Annotated in this window: 25 protein-coding genes and 3 tRNA genes; 7 read left to right on the forward strand and 21 right to left on the reverse strand. The window is 39.4% G+C overall.

The genetic code is table 11. From position 1 onward, the window contains the following. Positions 1 to 41 precede the first annotated feature (41 nt). Complete coding sequence (locus tag EGN73_RS10455; protein ID WP_219289207.1) at positions 42 to 3,176, reverse strand: AsmA-like C-terminal region-containing protein; 3,135 nt, start codon at positions 3,174 to 3,176, stop codon at positions 42 to 44. 81 nt (positions 3,177 to 3,257) lie between these two features. After that, a complete protein-coding gene (locus EGN73_RS10460) occupies positions 3,258 to 4,688 on the reverse strand; it encodes a sulfatase family protein (RefSeq protein WP_219289210.1) in 1,431 nt (476 codons plus the stop codon). A gap of 276 nt (positions 4,689 to 4,964) precedes the next feature. Here EGN73_RS10460 and EGN73_RS10465 point away from each other — a divergent pair, with 276 nt between their 5' ends. Beyond that, a complete protein-coding gene (locus tag EGN73_RS10465; protein ID WP_219289212.1) occupies positions 4,965 to 6,179 on the forward strand; it encodes a PQQ-dependent sugar dehydrogenase in 1,215 nt (404 codons plus the stop codon). A 26-nt stretch (positions 6,180 to 6,205) separates the two neighbouring features. On the opposite strand, the gene EGN73_RS10470 is transcribed toward EGN73_RS10465, so the two are convergent. Next, positions 6,206 to 6,649, reverse strand: coding sequence for a DinB family protein (locus tag EGN73_RS10470; RefSeq protein ID WP_219289215.1), 444 nt, complete (start codon positions 6,647 to 6,649; stop codon positions 6,206 to 6,208). Between the two features lie 119 nt (positions 6,650 to 6,768). Beyond that, positions 6,769 to 7,860: a 6-phosphofructokinase gene (locus EGN73_RS10475; RefSeq protein WP_219289218.1), complete on the reverse strand. Its 1,092-nt coding sequence runs from the start codon at positions 7,858 to 7,860 to the stop codon at positions 6,769 to 6,771. A 137-nt stretch (positions 7,861 to 7,997) separates the two neighbouring features. Here EGN73_RS10475 and EGN73_RS10480 point away from each other — a divergent pair, with 137 nt between their 5' ends. The 4 genes from EGN73_RS10480 to EGN73_RS10495 all read left to right on the forward strand — a co-directional run bounded on the left by EGN73_RS10480 (position 7,998) and on the right by EGN73_RS10495 (position 12,318). After that, on the forward strand, positions 7,998 to 8,735 hold the full coding sequence (locus tag EGN73_RS10480) for an NYN domain-containing protein (protein WP_219289221.1): 738 nt from the start codon (positions 7,998 to 8,000) through the stop codon (positions 8,733 to 8,735). Positions 8,736 to 8,825: 90 nt separating this feature from the next. Further along, on the forward strand, positions 8,826 to 10,037 hold the full coding sequence (gene mnmA / locus EGN73_RS10485; RefSeq protein WP_219289224.1) for a tRNA 2-thiouridine(34) synthase MnmA: 1,212 nt from the start codon (positions 8,826 to 8,828) through the stop codon (positions 10,035 to 10,037). Positions 10,038 to 10,074: 37 nt separating this feature from the next. Beyond that, a complete protein-coding gene (locus tag EGN73_RS10490; protein ID WP_219289227.1) occupies positions 10,075 to 10,782 on the forward strand; it encodes a pseudouridine synthase in 708 nt (235 codons plus the stop codon). 51 nt (positions 10,783 to 10,833) lie between these two features. After that, positions 10,834 to 12,318 carry a M28 family peptidase gene (locus tag EGN73_RS10495; protein ID WP_219289230.1) on the forward strand — a complete coding sequence of 495 codons (1,485 nt, stop codon included), beginning with the start codon at positions 10,834 to 10,836 and terminating at the stop codon, positions 12,316 to 12,318. 16 nt (positions 12,319 to 12,334) lie between these two features. Here EGN73_RS10495 and EGN73_RS10500 read toward each other — a convergent pair whose 3' ends face one another. Next, positions 12,335 to 13,192, reverse strand: coding sequence for a bile acid:sodium symporter family protein (locus EGN73_RS10500; RefSeq protein WP_219289233.1), 858 nt, complete (start codon positions 13,190 to 13,192; stop codon positions 12,335 to 12,337). A gap of 396 nt (positions 13,193 to 13,588) precedes the next feature. On the opposite strand from EGN73_RS10500, the gene EGN73_RS10505 reads away from it, so the two are divergent. Next, positions 13,589 to 14,179 carry a hypothetical protein gene (locus EGN73_RS10505; RefSeq protein ID WP_219289236.1) on the forward strand — a complete coding sequence of 197 codons (591 nt, stop codon included), beginning with the start codon at positions 13,589 to 13,591 and terminating at the stop codon, positions 14,177 to 14,179. Here the strand turns inward: EGN73_RS10505 and EGN73_RS10510 are convergent, their stop codons facing one another. From EGN73_RS10510 to EGN73_RS10570, 13 genes are all read right to left on the reverse strand, one after another. Further along, positions 14,180 to 14,740, reverse strand: coding sequence for a 1-acyl-sn-glycerol-3-phosphate acyltransferase (locus EGN73_RS10510; RefSeq protein ID WP_219289238.1), 561 nt, complete (start codon positions 14,738 to 14,740; stop codon positions 14,180 to 14,182). After that, on the reverse strand, positions 14,737 to 15,540 hold the full coding sequence (locus EGN73_RS10515; RefSeq protein ID WP_219289241.1) for a patatin-like phospholipase family protein: 804 nt from the start codon (positions 15,538 to 15,540) through the stop codon (positions 14,737 to 14,739). The genes EGN73_RS10510 and EGN73_RS10515 overlap by 4 nt, the downstream gene beginning before the upstream one ends. Beyond that, positions 15,530 to 16,375, reverse strand: coding sequence for an MBL fold metallo-hydrolase (locus EGN73_RS10520; protein WP_219289244.1), 846 nt, complete (start codon positions 16,373 to 16,375; stop codon positions 15,530 to 15,532). The genes EGN73_RS10515 and EGN73_RS10520 overlap by 11 nt, the downstream gene beginning before the upstream one ends. 74 nt (positions 16,376 to 16,449) lie before the next feature. Next, positions 16,450 to 17,397, reverse strand: a complete 948-nt coding sequence (locus tag EGN73_RS10525) for an acetyl-CoA carboxylase carboxyltransferase subunit alpha (RefSeq protein ID WP_219289247.1) — start codon at positions 17,395 to 17,397, stop codon at positions 16,450 to 16,452. Positions 17,398 to 17,615: 218 nt separating this feature from the next. After that, complete coding sequence (locus tag EGN73_RS10530) at positions 17,616 to 18,782, reverse strand: lycopene cyclase family protein (protein WP_219289249.1); 1,167 nt, start codon at positions 18,780 to 18,782, stop codon at positions 17,616 to 17,618. A 330-nt stretch (positions 18,783 to 19,112) separates the two neighbouring features. Next, positions 19,113 to 19,355: a GIY-YIG nuclease family protein gene (locus EGN73_RS22745; RefSeq protein ID WP_343207102.1), complete on the reverse strand. Its 243-nt coding sequence runs from the start codon at positions 19,353 to 19,355 to the stop codon at positions 19,113 to 19,115. Between the two features lies 1 nt (position 19,356). After that, a complete protein-coding gene (locus EGN73_RS10540; RefSeq protein WP_343207103.1) occupies positions 19,357 to 19,722 on the reverse strand; it encodes a GIY-YIG nuclease family protein in 366 nt (121 codons plus the stop codon). A gap of 1 nt (position 19,723) precedes the next feature. Further along, on the reverse strand, positions 19,724 to 19,981 hold the full coding sequence (locus EGN73_RS10545) for a GIY-YIG nuclease family protein (protein WP_219289250.1): 258 nt from the start codon (positions 19,979 to 19,981) through the stop codon (positions 19,724 to 19,726). A 35-nt stretch (positions 19,982 to 20,016) separates the two neighbouring features. Beyond that, a tRNA-Asp gene (locus EGN73_RS10550) sits at positions 20,017 to 20,090 on the reverse strand. Between the two features lie 195 nt (positions 20,091 to 20,285). Beyond that, a tRNA-Asp gene (locus tag EGN73_RS10555) sits at positions 20,286 to 20,359 on the reverse strand. A 315-nt stretch (positions 20,360 to 20,674) separates the two neighbouring features. Beyond that, positions 20,675 to 20,747: transfer RNA gene (locus EGN73_RS10560), tRNA-Thr, on the reverse strand. A 127-nt stretch (positions 20,748 to 20,874) separates the two neighbouring features. Next, complete coding sequence (locus EGN73_RS10565; RefSeq protein ID WP_219289252.1) at positions 20,875 to 22,863, reverse strand: DUF349 domain-containing protein; 1,989 nt, start codon at positions 22,861 to 22,863, stop codon at positions 20,875 to 20,877. A 53-nt stretch (positions 22,864 to 22,916) separates the two neighbouring features. Continuing rightward, entirely contained in the window at positions 22,917 to 23,486 is a 570-nt protein-coding gene (locus EGN73_RS10570; protein ID WP_219289254.1) for a YqgE/AlgH family protein, read from the reverse strand. A gap of 88 nt (positions 23,487 to 23,574) precedes the next feature. On the opposite strand from EGN73_RS10570, the gene pdxH reads away from it, so the two are divergent. Next, a complete protein-coding gene (gene pdxH / locus EGN73_RS10575; RefSeq protein ID WP_219289256.1) occupies positions 23,575 to 24,210 on the forward strand; it encodes a pyridoxamine 5'-phosphate oxidase in 636 nt (211 codons plus the stop codon). A 12-nt stretch (positions 24,211 to 24,222) separates the two neighbouring features. Here pdxH and bshB1 read toward each other — a convergent pair whose 3' ends face one another. The 3 genes from bshB1 to trxB are packed head-to-tail and all read right to left on the reverse strand — an operon-like array spanning position 24,223 to position 26,945. Further along, positions 24,223 to 24,939: a bacillithiol biosynthesis deacetylase BshB1 gene (bshB1, locus tag EGN73_RS10580; RefSeq protein WP_219289258.1), complete on the reverse strand. Its 717-nt coding sequence runs from the start codon at positions 24,937 to 24,939 to the stop codon at positions 24,223 to 24,225. 11 nt (positions 24,940 to 24,950) lie between these two features. After that, a complete protein-coding gene (locus tag EGN73_RS10585; RefSeq protein ID WP_219289260.1) occupies positions 24,951 to 25,991 on the reverse strand; it encodes a peptidoglycan DD-metalloendopeptidase family protein in 1,041 nt (346 codons plus the stop codon). A gap of 15 nt (positions 25,992 to 26,006) precedes the next feature. After that, entirely contained in the window at positions 26,007 to 26,945 is a 939-nt protein-coding gene (gene trxB / locus EGN73_RS10590) for a thioredoxin-disulfide reductase (protein ID WP_219289262.1), read from the reverse strand. Between the last annotated feature and the right edge of the window lie 47 nt (positions 26,946 to 26,992).

Genomic DNA, 26,992 nt, shown 5'->3' on the forward strand with positions numbered 1-26,992 from the left:
CCGCTTTGAATCTGGCATACCTGAGACTTTTTCAGCAAGCCCTATTTATTTTTATCTCTTCCCAAGCCTATTTTGTAATTATCAGGAGTACCGCTCATCGAAATATTCAGGAATCTCACTCTTGAATTTGGATCTCTCCTAATGATCTCATCCTCCTGTTCAGGATCGATTTCCTCACGGGATTTACCGCCAAAGAGTGACCTAAAGCCCACTTGAGTCACCAATCCTAACGGAACCCTGATAAAATAATCCATGTTCAGATCAAGGCTTTGCTTCCCGGAAATCTCAATAAAACCCAAACTGGAATTGATGTTCATCCTTGGAATATTCAAAATACCCTCTTTGAGTTCAAAGGTATTTTTCAAAGTATCAAACCTCACATTATTCAGGTTCCGGTCCTTAAAATAATCCCCCATGGCCTGTAGTGGTGCGAATTTGACCAACCTTCCTTGGTAGACAATTAGGTCCATTTGCGCTTCAGACTTTTCAATAATCGGCGTAAGATCTGGATATACCAGAAAATTACTTTTGATAGTTCCCGAGACCAAACCATGAAGATTTTCGTTGATCATCTGATCTTGTCCAAAGTTGTCAAACTTAATCATCAGCTTGTCCAGATCAAGCTTTTCAGCTTTCATCGTACTGTTGAAATAGATTTTATCAGGATCTGATCCGTTAAAATAACCTTTTACTCCAAGTCTGCCATCCGCTGCCCTAAGCCCCAGTGTGTCTACATAGAGGTAATGGTTTGGGGTTGTTCTTCCTTCAAAGACCACATCATCCAACCAAAATGTATGGTAATTCATCTTATCGATCCGGGCCGAAAAATCCATATCAGAAAAAGGCAACTCAAAAATATTAAAAGCTTCCTCATGCTTCACTTCCTTATCGATGGATTCAAATCCCAATAAAGCATCCAAATCCAATCTCTCAGAGATTATCGAGAAATAATTTTTCTTGGAAACCAGGCTATCTGAAAGGTTGTATCCAAGATTTACCTTAAAATCAGAAATACCCATTTTCCCTTTAAAATCATCCACTTGGACAAAATTTTCTTCAAAATGAACCCTTCCTTGAAAATCCTCCAACTTAAGGGGATGGATTTTCATTCTGCCCTGCAATTGTTCCAAAACCAAATCAGCAGACTGAAAATCTCCATCATACAGAAGGTTTACTTTTCCTTTGGCTTTTACCTGTTGAAGTTGTTCCTCACGGTAATCTTCAGGAAGGTAATTTACCCCTTGATATGTCAAGAGGTCATTGACTACCAAATTCTCGGATTCAAAATCAAAGTAAATATTGCTGCTTCCTACTGTGACCTGCTCAAACCACTTGGGATAATTGTCGATTTTTCCAGTAAACCTGAAATCTGACGTATCTATCATTCCAGTAAACTCTTTGATTTCGAGCTTCTTTTCACCGATCAAAATATCCACGTCAAAATCATGGAGCTCATGTGGGAAATGCTTCAATTTAGCGTAAAAATCTTCCACAAAAAACTCTCCTTTTGGAAGATATTCGAAATTCTGTAGCTGATTTCCTCTGGATTCAAAAGCCAACTTTACCCTGAAATCCGTGATCACTTCTGTCATGCTGCTGTCTTCAGGAAGCAGTTGGCCCAGATCAATTTTAGTCGCTTTGGCACTCATGTTGGCCTTAACAGGTAAATCCTCTCCGTGAATCAACGCGGGAAAATCATCAAACGATCCCTTCATTGAAAAATCGGAATCAAGTATTTTGAAATCCAGCCTGTCCAACCTAAGATTTCCCTCTTTCATAAAAGCATAGGCATTCATTTGTCTGACCGGATAAGGTAATTCAGGAAGTGAAAAATTCAGATTCTTAACGATCAATTCACTCTGCAGGGTGTTTTGCATGTCCCCTACTGTTCCTATTCCTGATTCGATATCAATCAATTCATCAAAATCCATATTGAGCATCACCTGACCGCTGATCCCCTGAAGTCCCTCAATTTCAAAAAACTGGCCTAAAAAACCTAAATCCAGATCGGCATTCAGGTTGATCTTGACATAAGGATTTTCAAAATCCCTTATCACCAACCTTCCCTGAAATATACCTTCCTCAGGACGAGCATTGAAATTGAGCAATTGAAATTCAGATGTTTTGAGATTACGATCCTTTCCATTGGTAAAATAGCCTGTAAACCGGAGGTCATCTACTTTTTTGTCACTGTTGGGATTGAGAAAATAGGCGTTTTCACAACCAAACTCTACTGCTATTTCGGGAACCTGTCCATTCCCTGCTTTGCCTCTTACCCTACCGTTAAAAAAAACCTCGCCTTGATTTTTATACCTTTTCAGACCTTCGGCTGTTTCATTGGGTAAAAAAGCAGCTATCAAAGAAAAGTCCGGTTTTTCACCACCTAGTTTTAGGTCCAGATCAATATCATCCTTGATAATGGCGCTGCCAGATAGAGAAAACCTCGCTTCCTCCAGTTGAAGCTGGGACTTTTTCAAATTGACTGTACCAGTAGCCTGATTGTAGTCTAAGGCCAAACCTAAGCCTATGTTTTTTTCATTGAAAAAAGATGGCTCTCCATCCTGATAAAGGTCCAGCACCAATGCACCGTCCAAATCTACAAACACATGATCTTGCTGTAATTTAATAGCAGCCTGACTTTTGGCGATCTTCATGCTGAGCGAAGAAGAGGAAGTTGGCTCTTGATGGGTGACTAAGACATCCTCAAGAGAAATAGATGATAGCGACAAGTCTAACCCAACTTCATCTTTCTCCACTTCCTTTTCCATTTCTATGGCTTTCATCAAGTTCAGTTTGCCTTCGCTGTCCGTCAGCAGGTGAATTTTTCCTGAACTCAGTTTGACGGACTTGACGGTATAATTTCCTGAAATGATCTCCATAACATCAAAACCAACATATAGATCCTTTACTGACAATATGGTGTCCTGGTAATTTCCTTTTTCTCCGAAAAGCTTAGCCTGATGTAGGTCAATGGAGATGTAAGGAAAATTTTTGAAAGGAGAAATGTACGAATCCTTGATAATCAGTTCGCCCGGAATTTTTTCATTTAAAGCTGCCAAACCTTTTTGCGTAAGCTGTTTTTGATTTTTGTACAATAAAAAAACAGCTGCTCCTGGCAGCACTATCAAAAAGAAAAACAGGGGGATTAAAATCCAGAGGAAATATTTACGCTTCATTATTTATCAATTCTCCGAGGTCAATAAGCAAAACGCAAATAAATGAGGTATGATTCTTAAATATTCTAAAAACTTCATTTTTTAATCTATAGTACCCGGTTTACGGAGATTTACACCCTCCTTCTCGGTTAAGGCATCGCCCAAATCCTTTCTTGCATGTTCCGCCAAATCCAGCATCTTTTGATAGATATCAGGATAATCTTCGATTACATTAGTGGATTCTGATTGATCTTTGGCAATATGATAAAGCTCCGGCTTTGAAAGCTCTCTCATTTCATATTTAAGTGGCATTCCGTCTTCACGAGGAGATTGGCCTTCCTTGAGAGACCTGTAGCTGTGTGGTAAGACCAGTTTCCACTCATCCATCAATACTGCCTGGAGGTCATTTCTGTTGTAATATATAAAATAAGCTTCCTGAGGCGATTTTGAGGCTGTATTCTTCCACATCGAAGTTATTTCCATTCCATCAATATGATTTTCAGGTAATCCGGCTCCCGTGACAGCAGCGATAGTAGGCAGTATATCAATGTTCATAGCAGGATGCTTTTGAACACTTTGTGCAGGAATTTTACCTGGCCATTTGAAGATGGCCGGTACTTTTACTCCACCATCCCAAGAAGTTCCTTTACCTTCTTTAAGCGGGTATGCTGATCCGGCATGTAAAGAGTATGACAACCAAGGACCATTGTCAGAGAGGAAAATAATCAAAGTATTTTCTTCTAATCCTTTCTCTCTGATCGATTTTACGATTTCTCCCACAGACCAATCCAACTCCATAATGACGTCTCCATATAAGCCCCTTTCTGATTTCCCTTCAAACTTTTCCGAGACAAAAAGTGGCACATGCGGCATTGGGTGAGGCAGATAAAGGAAGAAAGGCTTTTCCCTATTTTTTTCAATAAAACTGATGGCTCTTTCTGTAAGCCAAGTGGTGAGCATGCTCTGATCAGTATGAAGGGTATCCACTACCTTTTCATTTTCATACAAAGGCAGTGGAGGATAATAATCCTTAGTTTCGGGATGATAAGGCCACATATCATTGGAATAGGGGATTCCGAAAAATTCATCAAACCCGTGGTTTGTAGGAAGAAACTCCGGGTAATGTCCCAAATGCCACTTGCCGAAAATAGCTGTTTGGTACCCTTTCGGCTTCAGCATTTTGGCGATTGTCACTTCCTCAGGGTTGAGACCATGCCTGCTGCTGTGATCTAAAGCACCATGAATTCCTATTCTGTTAGGGTAAGTACCCGTAAGTAAAGCAGCCCTTGATGCCGAACATACTGCCTGAGCCACATAGAAATTGGTAAATCTCATTCCTTCTTGTGCCAGTTGATCCAGATTGGGAGTGAGAATGTCCGGAGAACCGTACACACCTAGGTCATTGTAGCCCTGATCATCCGTGTAGATCAAAACTATATTGGGCAAAGTTTCAAGCTCAGAACTTTCTTCTTTAACATTACAAGTGATTAAAATTGAAAAATAAATCAAAAGTATAGTTTGCTTGTATTTCATAGCATTTTTCATCTTTCCTAGGATTGGATAAAATCTTTCCCTAAATATCTCAAAATTCCCCTGATTAGGGTAATTTTTTGGGGAACTTGTTCCACACTATTCAACTGATGGCTCATAAATACCATCAATTAAGCTTTTTTGGCAGTTGGTCTTGGAATTGTATGTATTAAAATACCCTTGGCACTATGAATGTAAAAATTCAAACCGGTACGGATTAGTACTTCAGTTTGGAGCAATTGATGTAGATTTTTCACAAACCAAAAACCTTTAATTGTCATGGAACAATATTTTCTAAAACTCTTTTCTCTAACGATAATTTTCATGGGCGTAATACCTGACTCCCATGCCCAAAAAGTGATCAACAAAACTGTTGAGGAAGAAATCAGCAGTGAAAAGGCAACTTTTAAGGTTGTACAGGTAGTAGAAGGACTGGAACACCCTTGGGCAGTCACATGGCTCGAAGATGGTAGCATGCTCGTGACAGAAAGGCCGGGAAGGCTGCTGCATATTGTTGGAGATAACATTACTTCTCTTGAAAACCTACCTAAAATCGATACGGATGAAGATCAAAAAACTGCTCCTGATGGTGGCAATCAAGGTGGATTATTGGATGTAGTAGCCCATCCCAATTATGCTGAAAATGGCTGGATTTATTTTACTTATTCAAGCCCTGGTGACGATGATTCCAACTTTGGAAAGGGAGATTATGGTACCGGTACAGCCATTGCTAGAGCCAAAATCTCTTCTGATAAGAAAAAACTGGAAGATGTAGAAGTTCTATATACGCAAGCACCTAAAACTGAACCTGGGAGACACTATGGTAGCAGGATAATTTTTCCGGGCGATGGTACTGTCATTTTTTCAATTGGAGACAGAGGAATCAGATATCCTTCCCAAGATCTTACAGATCCGGCAGGATCTATGATCAGGATTAAAGAAGCAGGAGGAGTACCTGAAGACAACCCATTGATAAACAAAGAACCGGGTAATTTGAGACCTGAAATATATTCCTTCGGACATAGAAATAATCAGGGTCTAGCGATTGATCCAAATACAGGGAACATTTGGACAACTGAGCATGGACCTAGCGGTGGTGATAAGGTACACTTGATAAAAAAAGGTAAAAATTATGGCTGGCCCCAAGTTAGTCAAGGTGTAGAATATTCGACTGGATCCAAAATCGGATTGGGAAAAGAAGCTCCTGGAGTAGAAAAACCTAAACACGTTTGGGAAGAATCCATGGCTCCTTCCGGACTTGCTTTCCACAATGGCGGAAAAATTACTACTTGGAATGGAAATTTATTTGCCGGTTCATTATACAAAAAACAGTTGCATAGATTGGAAATCAACGGGGAAGAAGTAACACACGATGAAGTACTTCTTACCGAAAAAATAGGGAGAATAAGAGATGTAAGAATGGGCCCAGATGGATATTTATACTTGCTGACAGACCATGGGGATGGGGGATTGTACAGAATCGAATCCAAATAAAAAAAAGTGGCAAATGCCACCTTTTTTTATTTATCCAAAATTCTCCTATGGTAATTTATTTGCCCCAAATGATAATTGAAATGGGAAATCAAATGGACAAGAAAGAATTCATTGCTCATTTCATAGCCAAAGACATCTTCTGGATAATTCCTGCTTAACCAGTCTTCAGGAAATTGTAGTAAAGCTTGATTGATTTCCAACATGGTATCATCTACCATTTTCAAAAGCTCTGTCAAGGACCTTTTATGTCCGGAAAACTCTTCCTCTCTATTCCTTACAAAGTTGCTTTTTCCCAGATGAAAACCGATATAATGGTTCAAATTGCCTACCAAATGTAGCGTAAGATGACCAGCCGAATTGTTTATCCCTATGCTGGTTTCCCAGATGACTTCCTCATTTTGATAAGATTGAAGTTCACTTTTCAATCTTTTAAGGTCCCTATCAAACAAGGTCATTAAGGTATCTTTCATGCAATTTTTACAGTTAATTTCAAATCATGCCAGCTGTTTTAAAGCCTTTCTTTTGGTCTTATTGGCCTCGGAGATAAATCTTTTACAAAATTACCCATTGATAGTCCGAAATAAAGGTTTCAATCCCCAAACACTATTCCCAGGCCTTTGGCACCATCTACCAAAAAGCTGTTTTTGTCCACCACATTATATTCTTTGGTGGCATCTTCCAAAGGAACAGCTACAAAGGAGTTGTTGACAAAAGAAGCCATTTTCCCGAACTCACCCGCCATTACCATATCAAAGGCTTTCACGCCAAATAAAGATGCAAGCACCCTATCGAAAGCAACCGGTGTACCACCACGCTGCACATGTCCTAACACTGTTTCCCGGATTTCCGCTTTAACACCTGCATCCTTGAGCTGTTCGGACAGCTGGTAGGCTACACCGCCGAGTCTGACATGTCTAGAGCCTTTCTCACCTTCTCTTGATACGATTGATCCTTCCTTCGCTTTTGCACCTTCTGCAATGACGATATTGACAAATCCTCTACCCTTTTTGTAGCGGGACTGTATCCTTTTGACAATTTTCTCAAGGTCATAAGGGATCTCAGGAATCAGGCAGATTTCTGCACCTCCAGATATGGCCGTGTGCAATGCGATCCATCCGGCATCTCTGCCCATTACTTCCATGATCATTACGCGGTGATGGCTTTCCGCTGTAGTCACCAATTTATCAAAGCTGTCAGAAGCAATCTGTACCGCTGTCTGAAATCCAAATGTCATATCAGTCGCAGAAAGGTCATTGTCAATAGTTTTGGGCACACCCACGATAGGGAGGCCTCTGTCAAACAAAGCTTTGGAAATTTTTTGAGACCCATCTCCCCCAATATTGATGACCGCATCAAAACCCAAAGATTTAATCCGGTCTGCCAGTTCTTGTGTCCTGTCTTCAAACCGCACATTGCCATCTTCATCCTTTACCGGATAATGCAAAGGGTCGGCCTTGTTGGTGGTCTTGAGAATAGTACCTCCTCTGACATGTATGCCTGCTGTCTTTTTCGAACTCAATTTGACTATTCGAGGAGGATCTTCGCTCACTCCATTAAAAGCTTCCATGCTTCCGTACACTTCCCATTGTTTGGATTTCTTTGCCCTTTTGCAAATCCCTCTGATCACGGCATTGAGACCGGGGCAATCGCCTCCTCCGGTAGCTACCAAAAGTTTTTTCATCATTTCTAAAATTTATTCCTAAATGCAACTTACAAAAAATGGTAGTAATATGTTGCCAAATGTAAAAGGAAGGTGGAATTACCTTTAATGAAACAGAATTGATTAACTTGGGACTTTTAAAAACAAAAGACTTTTTTATGCAAAACGATAAAAGAATAGCCGTCCTGATAGATGCGGATAATGTGTCTGCCAGTCCTATCAAAGAAATGATGGAAGAAATTGCCAAATACGGTAATCCTACTATCAAGAGAATCTATGGGGACTGGACAAAACCCCAGTTGGCAAAATGGAAGAATGTCCTGTTGGAAAATGCCATTAATCCCATTCAACAGTACAGCTACACCACTGGAAAAAATGCCACTGATTCAGCTATGATCATCGATGCGATGGATATCCTCTACTCGGAAAAAGTAAACGGATTCTGTATTGTCTCCAGTGACAGTGATTTCACCAGACTGGCTATGAGGCTAAGGGAGGCGGGAATGCTTGTGCTGGGTATGGGGGAAAAGAAGACGCCGGAACCTTTCATTTCAGCATGTGATAAATTCATTTATGTGGAAATTCTCCAACAGGAAGAACCTGATCAGGAAACACAGAAAGGTCCTGCCAAAAGTAGACCTCAAGTAGATAAAATCAATCCGAAACTCGTAAGGTTGATTTATAATACCATCGCAGACCTTGCCGACGATGATGGATGGGCATTTATGGGAGATGTAGGAAATCTGATTCAGAAAAAGCAGCCCAATTTTGACTCCAGAAATTATGGATTCCAAAAACTCACTCCGCTGGTAAGCTCAATCAATGCTTTTGAAATCGAACAGCGCGAGGCTCAAAAGGGAAAGCATAAATTGATTTTTGTGAGAAATAAAGACTGAAAAGTTACCTTTGCGAACCAATCATCAGTACATGATTGTTGATAAGCTGTGAAACCTCATGGACCTTGAACCCATGAAAATTTCAAAATTATGGAAAACAAAAAAAGGGTAGTCGTAGGACTATCCGGGGGTGTGGACTCCTCTGTTGCTGCTTATTTGCTCAAAGAGCAAGGCTATGAAGTCATCGGGATGTTTATGAAGAATTGGCACGATGAAAGTGTCACCATTTCAAATGAATGCCCTTGGATGGAAGATAGTACAGACGCCATGTTGGTGGCAGAAAAACTCGGAATACCATTTCAGGCCATTGACCTGAGCGAAGACTACAGAGAAAGAATTGTGGATTACATGTTTTCGGAGTATGAAGCCGGTAGGACTCCAAATCCTGATATTCTGTGTAATAGAGAAATCAAGTTTGATATTTTTTTGAAAGCAGCGCAGAAGCTCAAAGCTGATTTTGTGGCTACCGGGCACTATTGTCAAAAGGACATATTGGAAGAAAATGGTCAAAAGATCTACAGACTCTTTGCAGGTGCCGACCCCAACAAGGATCAAAGTTACTTTCTGTGTCAGCTCAGCCAAGACCAACTTTCCCGAGCGCTCTTTCCAATCGGACACCTTCAAAAATCCGAAGTACGAAAAATCGCCAAGGAGCAGGATTTAATTACTGCAGACAAAAAGGACAGCCAAGGTCTCTGCTTCATTGGTAAAGTAAGGCTACCGGACTTTTTGCAGCAACAGCTCAAACCTAAAAAAGGAGAAATCTTAATGGTAGATCCTGAGCTGCCCTACTTCCAAAAACATCAGGTTCCGGCTGGCATGCAACTGGAGGATTTAGACAAGGAAACCTTGGAAAACATCTGTCTTCCACTGCAATACCACCCTAATGAAGGAAAGAAAGTCGGGGACCATAATGGAGCCCACTACTTTACGGTTGGTCAGCGAAAAGGACTTCAAGTGGGCGGAACAGGCAAACCTCTTTTTGTAATCAGTACAGATACCAGGGAAAATATTATCTATACCGGTTTAGGGGAAGACCACCCTGGACTTAATAGGTTTGGATTGTTTGTGCCGAAGAATGATGTACACTGGATCAGAGCGGATTTGAAATTGACTTCCGGTCAATCAGCACGGTACCAAACCCGAATCAGGTACAGGCAGCCATTGACGGAGGCTACTCTATTGATGAAAGAAGAAGGTCTTTATGTGATTTTTGATCAGGCTCAGAGAGGAATTGCATCAGGTCAGTTTGTCGCTTGGTACAAGGACAACGAAGCCATAGGTTCGGGAGTTATTTTCTAAGAAGAAGTAAAATTTCATTTATAATTCCTTAGGCCAATTGACACTAAATTTAAAAATCCTATTCGAGGACGATCAATACGTAGCTATATACAAACCCTCTGGCTTGTTGGTACATAAAACCAATATCGCAAAGGAAGAAGGAATGGCTGCTGTTCAGATCCTCAGAGATCAATTAGGGATTTGGGTTTATCCATTGCACCGAATCGACCGACCTACATCAGGCATTTTGTTGTTCGCCAAGTCATCAGAGGCAGCCTCTTTACTCCAACCGTTATTTCCGACTGATGCAGTCCAAAAAGAATACCTAGCATTGGTAAGGGGCTATCCCAAGGAGCAGGCAGGTGAAATCAATCAGCCCTTAAAGAAAAAACTGGTGGGAGAGCTACAAGATGCCAAAACCATATATGTAACTGTAGCAAATATTGAAATTCCGTTTTCTTCATCAGCCAAGTATGCCACAAGCCGGTATTCATTGATAAAAGCATATCCCAAAACAGGTCGCATGCATCAAATCAGGAGACATTTGGCTCATGTGCGCCATTATATCATAGGGGACACTACCCATGGCAATAATAAGGAAAATAAGTTTTTCAGGGATCATTACGGCCTGAAAAACACGCTGCTGCACGCCTCTAAACTTACTTTTGAACATCCAATAGACAAAAGAATCATTGAAATATCGGCCCCACTTCCTGACTATTTTCTGGAAATATTAAGTAAACTTGGATTTGTATTTAATGAGTAGAGTACCAATACCCATAAAAACCATTATTAAACTCAATTCAAAATTGAAAAAATGATAAGAATAAAATTCACAATAGCGATGTTGGCCCTTACTTTTTGTGCAAAAGCACAGAATGAAAAAGAGCTTATCGAGAAAAACTTCAATGAAAGAGAAGCCATCTCAAGCTTTCGGTTTCTTGCCTCAGATGAATTAATGGGACGGGATCCAATAAGGCCTGAAATGGACGCTGCCTCCAGATTTATTGCTGAGCAATTTTGGAAATATGGTGCCCAAGAACTGGAAGGAGCATCCGGTTATTACCAGAAGATTCCATTTAGATTATCCGGCCCTCCTCAGAGTGGGGTTTTGCAATTAGGTGAAAAAACGTTCAGACAGGGTGAAGAAATACTAGTATTGGACGGGTCTGATTTTGAGGGTTCCCACGAAGTGGTTGTTTTGGGTTATGGTCTGGAATCTGATTACGAAGGAAAAGATGTCAAAGGTAAAATTGTGGTAACTAATGTGGGGGAGCCAGGAAAACTTAGTCCTTCCGATCTTTTTTCCGGAGGAAGAAAAAAGCTTGCATTAGCCAAAGAAAAAGGGGCTGTTGCATTGATTGAAATATTCAATGTCCCTACCCTACCCTGGCAAATGGCCAGTAATTTTCTGAACCGAGCGCAGTTGACCATTGATCAGGACAATTCCGGAGAAGGGATTCCCTACCTCTGGCTGAAAGATCTTGACAACGCTTACATCAATGCCATGGGAAAAGGTGAATTGGCAAATGCAAAAATCAGCATTCAGGGCAAAGTAAATAGGGACATTGTGGGCAAAAATGTGGTAGCTTTTGTGGAAGGTACAGACCCCGAACTCAAGAATGAATTCGTCATGCTCTCGGCCCACTATGACCATATTGGTGTAGGCAGACCAAATGCCGAAGGAGATTCGATTAACAATGGCGCTAGAGACAATGCTGTGGGAACTGTAGCAGTAATGAAAGCAGCAAAATATTTTGCCGAAAACCCACCAAAACGTTCAATACTTTTTTGTGCATGGACTGCTGAAGAAAAAGGTTTATTGGGAAGCGCTTATTTTGCTGACAATCCATTGGTCCCTTTAGATCAGATCATCTACAACCTCAATATTGACAATGGTGGGTATAATGACACATCGATTATCACCGTAATAGGTTATGGAAGGACATCTGTAGATCCATTGATTGCCGAAGCCACTGAAGTATTTGGGTTAAAAACCATTGGTGACCCATCACCGGAACAGGGCCTATATGACCGTTCAGATAATGTGAATTTTGCACGAAAAGGTATTCCTTCTCCAACTTTCAGTTTGGGTTTTACGGCTTTTGACGATGAGATAATGAAACATTATCATCAGCCTTCAGATGAAGTGGACAATTTTGACTTAGACTATGCCGTCAAATACTGGAAATCCTATATTTTGACAGCCCAGAAAATAGCAAACCACTCAGAAAGGCCAAAATGGAAAGAGGGTGACAAATATGAAGAAGCTGCAAAGAGCCTTTATGGCCAAGCCAAGTAAACAAAAAAGCCTGCTATTAGCGGGCTTTTATATTGGCAAAGAAAATTATAATTGCAGAAGTCATAAACATGATAAGGCTATAGATTGCAATGGGAATGGTCATTTCAGAGTTTTTCAATAATGTAGCTGCGATCATGATTCCTAATGTACCATTCTGAATCCCTGATTCTATGGAAATGGTCATTCTTTGTTTTTTTGGAAGTAAAAAAACTGTAGCCAAAAAAAAGCCTAACACCAATGTCAGTACATTGAGAAGTAAAGTCACAGGCCCTGAAAGAATGAAATACTCTATTACAGATTCTCTTTCTTTGAAAATGGCGGCAAACAAGATCAATGCAAAAAATACGGCTGAGGCAATCCTTACAGGCTTATCGGCTTTTATTGCCAAAACGGGAAATTTCTTTTTAAGAAACATGCCAATAGAAACCGGTACCAGCGTCACACCCATGATCTGAATAATAGTTTCCATCACTGGAAGTTTGACGCTTCCCTCCTCTCCAAAATACCCGATAGCAAAATTGACAATCAACGGTATGGTCACTATCGTCACAAATGAACTTACTGCTGTAAGGCTAATGGACAGCGCAATATCCCCCCTTGAAAGGTGTGTGATTAAATTAGAAGTGGCTCCACCTGGGCAGGCTGCCAAAATCATGATCCCTACCGCCATTGCGCCTGTCAAACCAAAGAGCTGGACCAAGGCAAACCCAAAAACAGGAAGCAGGATCAACTGATTGGTAAGTCCTAGAATAATGGCCTTTGGAAAAATCAATATGTTCTTAAAATCTTTAAGAGTAAGGCTAAGGCCCATTCCGAGCATGATGAATGCCAGGGCAAGAGGCAAAAACACCGCTGTCAATACACTTTCCTGCATAGTTATCTTGGCTTATATTCGTTTTCAAATTCTTCCTAATTTAAAATTTAAATGGAGAATTTGTACTATTTGAAAATTTTATGTCTGATTATCTTCAATTGATTTATCAAAAAAAATGATTAGCCACATTCACACCAACCTGATCATTTGTCTTTTATAATCTTTCAAAAAAACTATCCTTTGATCATATCCGCATTAAATAAGTTTTAGATTTATTTATACAAATGCCGAAAATAGCATTTTGTAAATTTCAAAAATTCCTTTCAAACCAAATCCCTTTAGATCAAATTGAAAAATTATTCAGAAACGGTATAAATTGTCCAAAGCTTTTTTAAAACTTTGGTATTAAGAAGCCGTTTTTTACTGCTAATTAAGCTTGTATCTGAATTTAAGAGTATGAAAAGAGCATTTGCAATAGTGGCAGTTTTACTATTTATTACAGGATGTATGGACAATGAGGAGAATTTAAAGATAGGTACCCAGCTTCTTATCAATTCTGATTTTTCCAGATCCTCCTCTTCTATTTCTCCATGGAGTTCGTTTACACCATCCGGATTTATCACTGGAGTCAGCAAGCAGACTTTTAGGTCAGGAAATCAATCAGTATTTATTGAAAGCAAAGATTTAGAAAATACAGAAGCAGCAGTGTGGTCTCAATCCTACACTGGTCAGATGCCATCAATGGGGGCCAGGCTTAGACTACGGGCTTTTCTGAAAGGTGTGGACATAACATCAAATGGACTTCGAAGCAATGTATTTGTGTCAGTAAGGGCTTTCCCGGTAGAAGACTCTGAGGGTATATCAAGTGGTAGATTTTTTACCACCCAAAACAATGTGAGGGTAAATGGTACTTTTGATTGGGAGCCCATTGAACTGGTCATTCCATTTTTCCCAAGAGAAGTGGATAGGCTCGAAGTTTATTTAGTTATGAGTTCACAGACTTCCGGCAAGGTTTACTTTGACGACGTTACGCTCACGGTTGAGTAGTTATCTGATGCCCTGATCCGGATATTTTCCGGTTACGGTTCTCCCAAAGGACATCATCTCTTCCACTTGACCTTCCCTGTCACCATTTGGGAAAATTACGGGCCCGATACCTGCCTCTTTCTTTTTGTAATCCAAATACCCTATCACTATAGGAACTTCTGCTCCCAAAGCTATATGATAAAATCCTGTCTTCCATTTGGGTGCGTGGCTCCTTGTACCCTCTGGTGTCACCATGATGACAAGTTCATCTGCATCTTTAAGCATGTTGGTCATCGCTTCAGTATAGGTCTGCTTACGTCCACCCGGTATTCTCTTGCGGTCAATAGCGATACCTCCCAGACTTTTGATCAGCCACCCCAATGGTCCTACCATTGCTTCTTTTTTGATGGTGAATTTGACCGGAATATCCATAAGATAAAAAGCAGCTCTTGCGTACAACAAATCCCAATTACTGGTGTGAGGTATTGCAATCAATACCGCTTTTTTAAGGCCTTTTGGCCATCCTACATTCAATTTCCAACCTGCTACAAAAAAAACTATTCTCGAAAGAAATTTCATCATTGGGATTTAGCTTTAGACTTTAGACTGGCAAGTTCCATAATATTCGGATTTTCTTCAATAAAAATCAAAGCGGATTCATAACCGGCCTGAAAAATCTGTTTGGACTTCTTGATATCAAACACACCGTACCTTGCAAGTCCCTTAGGCTCTATGAAATAATCACATTTATCTTTCCTACTGTATACATTATAATTCATGGACATGATTACAGTCCTCTCAATTAATTTTTTTATGTTATTGATGGTGTGTTCTACGGGCAGGTGGTTGCAGTTGACACCTATGATATAGTCGCAGGTGCCATCCAAAGGTTCCACAGGCAGATTGTTCAATACTCCCCCATCCACGTAAAATTTATTGTTGATCTCAATAGGATCAAACATCCCAGGTATGCATGATGAAGCCATCAATGGTCTAATAAGGGCCCCTTCTGAAAAATAAACCACTCTTCCCCTTTTAATGTCTGTAGCCGCCACTGTCAGAGGTATCTGTAAACTTTCAAAACTGTTATCTGGAATGTACTTAAGAAACAATTCTTCTACGACATCCATTTTAAGTATTCCTGTCCAAGAAATGGCAGGTCTAAGGAATTTAAAATAATTGGTCTGAATGATAATCTCAAGGATATCCGAAGGGTCATGTCCGGAGCAATACAGGGCACCGGCGATGGCACCTGCACTGCTCCCACTCAATCTATTTGGGAAAATTTGCTGGTCATTTAACGCTTTAAGTACTCCCAAATGAGCAATACCCCGAACTCCTCCTCCGGAAAGTGCTATACCTATTTTTTTTTCAGATTTCATCCAATGAGAAAGTTTGATCTAACCTAACACCCTTGTCGGTCATTTTCAGGGTGCAACACTCATGAACAGGATCATGTTCCAAAAAGAGGATATAATTGTTTGAAACTGCCTCTTCAAGAAACAGCTTCTTTTCTTCCAATGTCAATAATGGTCTAGTATCATATCCCATTACATATGGAAGTGGTATATGTCCTACAGAAGGAAGTAAATCAGCCGCAAATACCAAAGTATGCCCCTTGTAATTTAACTTGGGAAGCATCTGTTTTTCTGTATGCCCATCTACAGTGATAAAATCAAAGCCATTACAAAAAGAGCCGCTTTCTAAATCAAGGTATTCCAACTGACCACTCTGATGCATAGGGAGAATATTTTCTTTCAGAAATGAAGCTTTCTCTCTGTCATTTGGTTGAGTCGCCCACTTCCAGTGTGCTTCATTGGTCCAATAGTTTGCATTTTGGAAAACCGTTTCCGGTGTATCGGGATTTCCATTTTTCAAAGCTACTCCTCCCCCACAATGATCAAAATGTAAATGAGTAAGAAAATTATCTGAAATGTCGCCAAAATCTACTCCTGCTTTATTTAGTGAGTTCTTAAGGCTATGATCTCCATGAAGGTAATAGTGAGCAAAGAATTTCTCACTCTGTTTGTCACCTATTCCGTTGTCTACTAATATTATCCTTCCTTCTGTCTCGACCAGCAGGCACCTCATGGCCCAAGTGCAGAGATTGTTACTGTCAGCTGGGTTAGTTTTTGACCATAATACTTTTGGTACAACGCCAAACATGGCACCACCATCAAGCTTAAAGAATCCTGTATTGATAACTTTTAAATTCATGCTATAAACAAAAAAACACAATACCCTTCAGATTGAAACCTTGAGATATTGTGCTTAGATTAAACTGAAAGATTCTATTCAACAAAAACTCCCATGGAGCAAAACTTATCGATTCTCTGATCAGTTCTTTTTTCAGGTTTGATTTTATCCAATTCTTTCAATGCTTCCAAAATCGTTGATTTTATGGTTTTGGCCATGTTTTTCATATCCTTGTGTGCACCACCGAGAGGTTCCTCGATTATGCCATCTATCAAACCATTATTTTTCATATCTGTAGCAGTCAATTTGAGCGCTTCGGCCGCTTGCTCTTTGTAATCCCAACTTCTCCAAAGGATCGAAGAACATGATTCAGGAGAAATTACTGAATACCAGGTATTCTCCAGCATGTATACCTTATCTCCAATGGCAATACCCAAGGCACCTCCTGAAGCACCTTCACCTATGATGATACATATTACAGGGACCTTGAGCATAAACATTTCCTTCAAATTTCTGGCTATAGCTTCACCTTGACCTCTCTCTTCTGCCTCCAAACCTGGAAATGCACCTGGGGTATCAATCAGTGTCACTATAGGCTTTCCGAATTTCTCAGCCATTTTCATAAGCCTCAAAGCCTTTCTGTAACCTTCTGGATTAGCCATACCAAAGTTCCTTTCCTGCCTTTGCTTGGTATTGCGTCCCTTTTGCTGACCAATAAACATCACCGATCTGCCATCCAGATCTCCTAACCCCCCGATCATTGCTTTGTCATCCTTTACCGTACGGTCTCCATGAAGTTCTACAAAATCATTGGTCATTTCATAGATGTAATCAAGTGCATAAGGCCTATCGGCATGCCTCGAAAGCTGAACCCTTTGCCATCTGGTAAGGTTTTGGAATGTTTCTTTTTTCAAAATCTGAATTTTTTCTTCCAATGACTGAATATCAGCAGACAAATCGATTTTCCTGCCCTTTGCTAATTCCTTCATTTCCTGAAGTTTCAGCTCTAAATCAGCGATCGGTTTTTCGAATTCTAATAGCATACTTAGGTTTTTTGACTATGACAAAGATAAAAATAATCTCAGGAAGTAAAATTTAATTTACATGACTTGAAAAAATCTCTTTTAGAGAACACTGGTTGGACTTTAGGTAAATAAATACCTCCAGCTAATTTTTCATGGTTGATTGTTGCTTCAAATAAACTTCTGAAATTACCAATTGATAATTGTAATGTGTCGCCATTTCTCTGCTTTCAAACTGTTTATAAGCGAATTCCCCTATACAGTTCCTTCATTCCTGAAGTAAAAAAGGGCCAAAATGGGACTGAGTTCCTGATTTTAAACTCTTCCCAAAAACCGCTTTCATTCGCCAAAAATGCCAAGATACGTTCAGGATCATTCCCCTTGAACAAAAGACTGAAGAGCTCCTCCCCTTCTATCTTTTTGTCCAACAACACATCAAGCAAAGTCATATCATACCATTGGAACATTTTGTCACGCCAAGATAAAGTTACCAAGGGAGACTCTCCTTTCTTTAATGCACCTACAATTCTACTTACCTGATCTTGTACAAACTGGAAAGTATAACCCGAACTGGCCTTTGTATGTCCTCCTGCTGTCCCAATGTTGATGATGCGCTTTTTCTCTCCCACATACCTGGGAAACTTTGCCTTTGACATTGGAATTACACCAAACTCACGGTGCAAAATTTTATAATCATCAAGTTGTAAATTATTCTTAATGTACTCTCTCAAAGCAATCTCATAAGATGATTTTCCCAGTACATTTCTCGAAAAAAGGGTGTATTCCACCAGAGCCTCATTTTCTGTAATAGGAAGCATATACATGAAAGTAGTGCCATGAAACTGAGAAACTGTAAAATCCATCAAGGTCCCTACTTCAGCATCAAACACTGGTTGCTCACATTGAATAAACCAACCCATAAAGTGCTGTAATAAAGTATTTTCTTCACCCATAATTGGGTAAAACAAAGAAGTTGAGTTAAACACAAAATCCGCCGTGTAGGTATTATTTTCCGTTTTGACAAAAGCTCCATTTTCGGAATCTCCAATTTCTTCAATCTTCTCTTTTAGAAACTCTACATTTGGAAATCCAGCAACAAAATCCAATACATGCCTGTAAAAATCTCCTGATTGTATCATTTTGTAACGATATTCCCTCAAGGCAAATTCCCGGGTCACTGATGGAGAAAAAAAACGAAGGCTACTCCATTGCTTGCTGATCAACTGTTCAAAAGGACCATTATCACGTTCCCAAAAACACCAAGTTCTGTCATTTTGATTTTTTTGGGACTGATCTATCACTAAAACCCTTTTTTTACAGAACTCTTCTTCTGTCAATAACCTGTACAACAGGCTCAAACCTGCCAAACCAGAACCTGCAAAGATGTAATCATAATTCTTAGACATGAATATGGATTTATTTAACATTCAATATTACTATAAATTAAGGATAGTGTTTGCCCCATTGTACAAAACAAGTAGTAAGCCTGAATATTTTCGATCAATCTTGCCCAAGAGTTTAAGTCCAAAGTATACTTTCTCAGTTTTTTAAAAATATCATAGGCCCCCACTACCTTTCTAAGCTATAAATCAAGTTAAAGTAATAATGGAAATAGCAAAGCTCAAAAAACGTAAAAGTCCTTCCCTTCTAACAAACATATTAGAAATCCTTCAAAATCAGGAGGAAACAATGCCAAGAAGGTAAATTATTTTCACAATTGAGGATTGGACCGGTTTTTATGTTGGTTTTCTACCTGTATACCCTTTGTGATGGCGGTTATGTTTCTCTAAGCGTTCCTCTGGATTGTGAGATACACCTACGTAAAAGCTTTTATCCTTCAGCGATTGCAGTATGTAGACAAAAAAGACCATAAATGAAAAAAGTCTCAGATATGACTGAGACTTTGCGGAATAGCCTGTCCCGTGAAACGGGAGACGGGACTCGAACCCGCGACCTTCCCGAGGACTCGGGACAGGCATTCTAACCAGCTGAACTACCTTTGATTAAATTTTCAATGAATACCCTGCTTTTCTGGGCCTTGATAAAGTTTTCTCTTTTAAGCGCTTCAGTTTTTGTTGGAAAGGTCTCAGTATAAGCCAAAACCCAAGGTTGTTTTCTACCTGTATACCCTTTGTGATGGCGGTTATGTTTCTCTAAGCGTTCCTCTGGATTGTGAGATACACCTACGTAAAAGCTTTTATCCTTCAGCGATTGCAGTATGTAGACAAAAAAGACCATAAATGAAAAAAGTCTCAGATATGACTGAGACTTTGCGGAATAGCCTGTCCCGTGAAACGGGAGACGGGACTCGAACCCGCGACCTTCCCGAGGACTCGGGACAGGCATTCTAACCAGCTGAACTACCTTTGATTAAATTTTCAATGAATACCCTGCTTTTCTGGGCCTTGATAAAGTTTTCTCTTTTAAGCGCTTCAGTTTTTGTTGGAAAGGTCTCAGTATAAGCCAAAACCCAAGGTTGTTTTCTACCTGTATACCCTTTGTGATGGCGGTTATGTTTCTCTAAGCGTTCCTCTGGATTGTGAGATACACCTACGTAAAAGCTTTTATCCTTCAGCGATTGCAGTATGTAGACAAAAAAGACCATAAATGAAAAAAGTCTCAGATATGACTGAGACTTTGCGGAATGGACGGGACTCGAACCCGCGACCTCCTGCGTGACAGGCAGGCATTCTAACCAGCTGAACTACCACTCCTTTTGTTTTTAATAACTCAACTGTTGCGACCTTCCCGAAGACTCGGGACAGGCATTCTAACCAGCTGAACTACCACTCCTTTTGTATTTAATAACTCAACTGTTACGACCTTCCCGAAGACTCGGGACAGGCATTCTAACCAGCTGAACTACCACTCCTAATTATCTTTTTTTAATTTGATGATAAACAAATTTGCGGAATGGACGGGACTCGAACCCGCGACCTCCTGCGTGACAGGCAGGCATTCTAACCAGCTGAACTACCACTCCGTAAAATTGAACTTTTTAAAATAAAACCAATTCACTTGAAGTTCAATACAAGCAAATTTTAGCGGAATGGATGGGACTCGACCTGGCGACCTTCCCGAGGCCTCGGGACAGGCATTCTAACCAGCTGAACTACCACTCCTTTTGTTTTTAATAACTCAACTGTTGCGACCTTCCCGAGGACTCGGGACAGGCATTCCAACCAGCTGAACTACCACTCCTAATAACTTCAATGAACAGAATTCTAACCAGCGACCTTCCCCAGTACTTGGGACAGGATTCTAATCAGCTGAACTACCATTCCTAAAGCTTAAAATGAGCCCCCTGCCGGGATCGAACCAGCGACCTACTGATTACAAGTCAGTTGCTCTACCAGCTGAGCTAAGGAGGCCTTTTTTACTATTCTTTCAACTCTTTCGCTGAAAACGTGGTGCAAATATATGGGGATTGATTAACGGTGCAAAGGTATTTTAAAAAAAAATAAGGAGTCAATACGCATCCCCTTATTTATGAGCCATTTAAAATTCCCTAATAATTGAAAGTTTTTTCTTCAACTTCTCGATTTCGTTTTCTGCCTTGATAATTTTTTCATCAAACTGATCTTTCAATTTATCTGCAGTTTTCGAAGAAGCAAAAAACTCTAAATTATTTTTCCAAAGAGTGATGTTGTTTTCAAGATCAGAAATCTGCTTTCTTATCCCATGTTCCTTTTTGTTCAATACCCTGTTTGCATTAGGATCTGCCTGAAGCTTATTTAAATTAAGCCTGAACAAGAATTCATCTTTGTCAGTACCTTCTATACCAAGTTTCTTTACATAGGTGTCGACGGCCTCATTAAACTTGGAAAGCACTTCTTTCATGTTTTTACGGGGAACAAAGCCAATTGAATTAAATTTTTCAATAAAACCTTCTAAGCTTTCTTCAGATAAACCCTCCCCCTCTGCGGAAGACTGTATCTCAGAAATAAGATCTTCTTTCAATTTAAGGTTGTTCTCAAACTCTTTATTTACCTGTTTATTGGCATTTCTTCTATTTTCAAAAAAAGTATCACAGGCAACTTTAAATTTCTTATACAGATCATCCCTGTATTTTTCCGGAGTAGGACCGATTTTTTTCCATTCCTGCTGAAGATTAATAAGCTTGGAAGATGTTTCCTGCCAATCAGTATTATCCATCAAGGCTTCTGCCTGTTGTATCAGTTCTTCCGCCCTTTTTTTATTCTGAAGCCTTATCTCATCAAGTTCTTTAAAAAACTGATTCTTGTTGTGGAAAAACTGCTTAAAGAAACCCCAAAACTTCTTATTGATTTCCTTTCCTGCTTCCCTTGGAACAGGACCGGTACTTTCCCATTCTTTTTGAATAGCAAGCACTTCTTTTGTCTTTACATTCCATTCTTTTATTTTACTGGCAGTGAAATCTTTATATTCAGAAAGCTTTTCAATTAATTTCTCTTTCTGAATCAGGTTTTCTTTAAAAACTTCCTTTTGACTATCATAGTACTCTTTCCTTCGATCATAAACTGCATCCGAGGCAGTCTTAAACTTTTGCCACAAAGCTTCTTGTTCATCCCTTGGGACCGGTCCTATGTGCTTAAATTCCTCATGTAGGTCATTTAGAGACTTAATAGCTTCCTTTAAATCATCCAATCCAATTAGGGCTTCTGCTTTTTCACAGATTTCCAGTTTATGCTCCAGATTCTTTTTTCTATCTAGCTCCTTTAACTCAAAATATATACTTCGGTTGTCATAAAACCTATCCATAAGGGCATTATAGGAGGCCCAAAGGCTACGATTTTGGGAACTTGGAACAGGGCCGATTTTTTTCCACTCTTCTTGGATATTCTTTATAGTACTTATGCTATGAGTAGTTTCTTCTCCATCGACAAGCTCTCTAAGCTTATCTAAAATTTCATTTTTAGCCTGAAGATTTTGTTCCTTTTTCTTTTCCTGTTCTTTGAGAAAATTTGACTTTTTTTCTCTGAAATCATGATATGCTGCAAAAAACAATTTATCCTCATCCTCAGACCTATATTGGAAATCATCGGGATCCCCTCCATTCTCTATAAATTCCTTATGGGCATTTTCCTTCTCCTTATTATAAATCAGATCAAAATGGCTTTTGATATCATGGATTACAGGATCAATTTTCAGGTATTTTTCAGTAGCTATCAATGATTTTAAAGCATTTAACAGCTCTGTTTTTGAGTATTCTGAATAATCAACTTCTTCAATCTCGTCCTCATGATCGGAATCGTCTGCGTTTTCTTCCCCATCATCTTCGGTCTTTTCCGAAATTTGAGCTTGAGTATTCTCAACAACTTGGCTATCAGATTCTACCTTTTCAGAAACTGTTTCTAATGATTCATCTTCAGCCTTCTCATCATCAGTAGAACTTTCAGCCTTAGCAGCATTTTCTTCGTTTACCTGGTTTATTTCACTACCACCATCTACCTTTTGATCTATGTTGGTCACCTTGTCCTGTTCAGACATTTCCTTATCCTTGTCCATAATGTAATCCGTACTTTATTGAAATCCGTAAGAAGCAAAAGTAATAAAATGATTTAATTTAATCTTGGGTCTATAGGATAATTTGCCAATATCTGATATTCTCCTCCCATATTTTTCAAAATAATTTTCCATAATTCATCTGGTGAAGAACTGAAAATATTTTTTGAATTCACCTCATCACAAATAATCCAAGTATTCTCCTGAATTTCATTGTTTAACTGGTCAGCTGCCCAACCAGAATAACCAATAAAAAATCTCACAGACTCTTTTTCCAATACTCCTAGACTGATATTCTCAACGATATCCTCAAAATTACCTCCCCACCAAAGACCATTTGCCAATTCGATACTGGTCTCAGAAAGCTTTTTACCATAATATATAAAATGAAGGGTATTTTGCTCGACTGGACCGCCTACGTAAACTTCAAAATCAGGTATTAAAATATTATCTATCAATTCATCTAGTTTCAAAATAGATAGCTTGTTCAGCACCAGCCCAAAAGATCCATTTTCATTATGTTCGCAAACCAAAACTACTGATCTTACAAAATTTTCATCCTGCAAAAATGGCTCTGATATCAATAGGGATCCAGCTTTGGGTTCTATTTTCATTTTTTCACTCATAAGCTTTACAAAAGTTATTGGGGTAATTTATAGCTAAATTTTTTAAATGCAATAAGTATTATAATTTTATAACCAAAACTTCATTTCTATGAAAATCGCCGATTTGCGCAAAGAATATACCCTCAAGTCACTCGAAATTTCTGATGTACTTAATAACCCCATTTTACAGTTCAAATCTTGGTTTGATGAAGCTTTTAAAGCTAAGGTTTTAGAGGTAAATGCCATGAATTTATCCACCATCAGAAAAGACGGAAAACCCAACTCAAGAATCGTTCTATTGAAAGGAGTGGACAATGGTTTTGTTTTTTACACCAATTATATGAGTACTAAAGGTATAGAATTGGGAAATAACCCATGGGTTTCTCTGACTTTTCATTGGGCTGAACTTGAGAGACAGGTACGGGTAATGGGCAAAGCAGAAAAAGTCAGTGCAGAAGAATCAGATGAGTATTTCTTCTCAAGACCCTATGGGAGTCAGATCGGTGCCTGGGTATCTCCCCAAAGTACTGTGATAGAAAATAGACAGGTTTTGGAAAAAAAGGAAAATGACCTGAAAAATTCACTCAACCCCGATACCATCACCAGACCGGAACACTGGGGAGGTTATCGCGTGATTCCAAAGGAGATAGAGTTTTGGCAAGGAAGACCTAGCAGGCTTCATGACAGGATTTTATTCACTTTAAATGAAGCAAATGGTTGGGATATCAAGCGCTTAGCTCCTTAACAGGAGCTCTTTTTATTTAAGGTCAAAAATATCAGAAACCCCAATCATCCTCTCAACTGTGAATCCTTCCCCATACTTGACATTTATACTGTGTCCAAACTCCTTTCCACGGGCTTCGATAAAATCCAAAAATTCAGCTGATGAGATAAAACTCTCAGGTTCCTGACTTTCAGGATCATAAAACTGGGATTTGAACGCCTTGATACTGTTCATTTTTTTATCCCAATAGTCTGTAACATCTACTACAAAATCCGGTTTGATATAATTGTTTTGAATGTAGTGATAAACAAACCTAGGTCTCCATGGCTCTTGAATTTCTCCATTCCAATCTGTCTGGATTTTGATCAATCCGCTCATGAAGCATGACTTCGTAGCCAATGCACCACCTTTACCATGATCAGGGTGCCGATCTGAAACTGCATTTGCCAAAACTATTTCAGGCTTATATTTTCTCAGGTACTTTACAAGTTGGATCTGATGGTCATAATCATCTTTAAAAAACACATCCTTAAAACCCAAGTTTTCCCTTATAGACAGACCTAGAACTTCCGCAGCATTGCGCGCTTCAAGTATTCTGCCCTCCGGAGTCCCTCTGGTTCCCATTTCCCCTTTGGTAAGATCTAGTACGCCAACCTTATAGCCTTGGTCAATATGAGAGGCTATGGTACCGGAGCATGCTAATTCTGAATCATCTGGATGTGCGGCAATTACGAGAATATCAAGTTTCATATCATTAAGGTCTATCGGACTCTGAGCCTCTGCCCAACTCTTAAAATGCTATTGGTAGAAATATTGTTTAATCTGGTGAGAGTAGAAACCCTAACACCGTACCTTCTGGCAATTGTACTCAGGTTTTCTCCACTTCTTACCCTATGATAAACTGCTTCTTGTGTTTGGATCACATGATCAAAACTTGATGCTGTTATTCTGTAAACATCAGACTTTAATCTTCCTACATTAAAATCGAACATCTCTGTGGGATTGATAGAAAGCCCTTGATATCTTACTTCAAAATGAAGATGAGGCCCTGTACTTCTGCCAGTACTGCCTCCCAAACCAATAATATCTCCAGCTTTAACCTCTTGACCTACTTCTGCAATGAGTTTGGACATGTGGCCATAAAGTGTCTCTAGACCATTTTTATGTCTTACTACTATATAATAACCATAGCCATTCCTATCAAAGGATCTTACCCTAACAATCCCGTCAAAAACAGAATAAATCGGATCACCGGTTCTAAGTCTCAGGTCAGTTCCATGATGCCATCTAAATCTTCTGAATCCAAACTCAGAAGTGATATGTGTTTGATCAAGTGGCATTTTATATTCTGTTCCAAAAAATGGATCATAAAGCTTCACGTAAACTGTATCTTTGAATTCTTTTGGGTTGAAATCATAAATATTAATTTTACGGCTATCCCATGAAGAATAATACTCAAAAGCTGTGACCCAAATACTGTCAATGAGTATTTTTTCGGAAACTTGCACCAATTGATTGGTTGGTGCCCAAATTAGAGATAAAGTATCTTCTGAAACAATACTTAGCCTTCTTTTTAAGTTGATAAAATCTTTAAAAAGCAATGAATCCGTTTCTTTGGTGAGATTTTGTAAGTAGGTTTTTGAATCAAAAAGCCTCAAATCCCTTTGAACAGGATTTAAAGGCTGTGATTGACTATCTGTCTTAGGCTTTTTGATTATTTTCGGAAAAGTCTGTGCATGAATTCCGGACGAACCCATGCACATAATGATAATCAGTACTAATAAATTTCTGTAAAACGTCATCAGGTAAGATTCATACTATTCTTGAGCTGCCAGATATCTTTCGGCATCCAGTGCTGCCATGCACCCTGTTCCCGCGGCTGTTACAGCTTGTCTATAGATATGGTCTTGGGCATCTCCACAAGCAAAAACTCCTTTTATATTAGTCTGGGTACTTCCAGGCTTAGTTAGGATATATCCACTTTCATCCATCTCAATGAAATCCTTGAATATTGCGGTATTGGGTTCATGCCCTATAGCAACAAAAAAGCCAGAAATTTTCAATTCTCTTTTTTCCCCAGATTTATTGTTAAAAATTCTTGCTCCGACTACTTCTTCGCTACCCAATATCTCTTCTGTTTCCGTATTCCAGAGTACCTCGATTTTCGGATTTTTAAATACTCTATTCTGCATAATTTGAGACGCCCTCATTTCATCCCTTCTTACGAGCATGTAAACTTTGTTACAAATATTGGCCAAATAGGAAGCTTCTTCACATGCTGTATCCCCTGCACCAACAATTGCTACATCCTGTCCCCTGAAAAAGAACCCATCACAAACAGCACAAGCTGACACTCCTTTTCCATTCAATCTTTCTTCGCTTTCTATTCCTAGCCACTTTGCAGAGGCCCCAGTTGAAATAATTACAGTATCAGCATGGATTTCTTTTTGGTCATCCACAATTACTTTATGTGGTGTTCCGGTAAAATCCACCTTAGTAACCATTCCATATCTTACTTGAGAACCAAATCTTTCGGCCTGTTTTCTAAAATCCTCCATCATTTCAGGCCCCATAATCCCTTCTGGGTATCCTGGATAATTTTCCACATCAGTGGTGATGGTAAGCTGACCTCCCGGTTGCCCCCCTGTATATAAAACCGGATTCAAACCTGCTCTTGAAGCATATATAGCAGCAGTATAACCTGCCGGTCCTGATCCGATAATAAGGACCTTTACATTTTCTATTTCAGAAGACATTAGATTTTGATTTTTGGGTTAGCAAATTTTGATAAAATACCCTACAC

Origin of the sequence: Arthrospiribacter ruber (assembly GCF_019343195.1) — a bacterium.
Classification (GTDB): Bacteria; Bacteroidota; Bacteroidia; order Cytophagales; family Cyclobacteriaceae; genus Arthrospiribacter; species Arthrospiribacter ruber.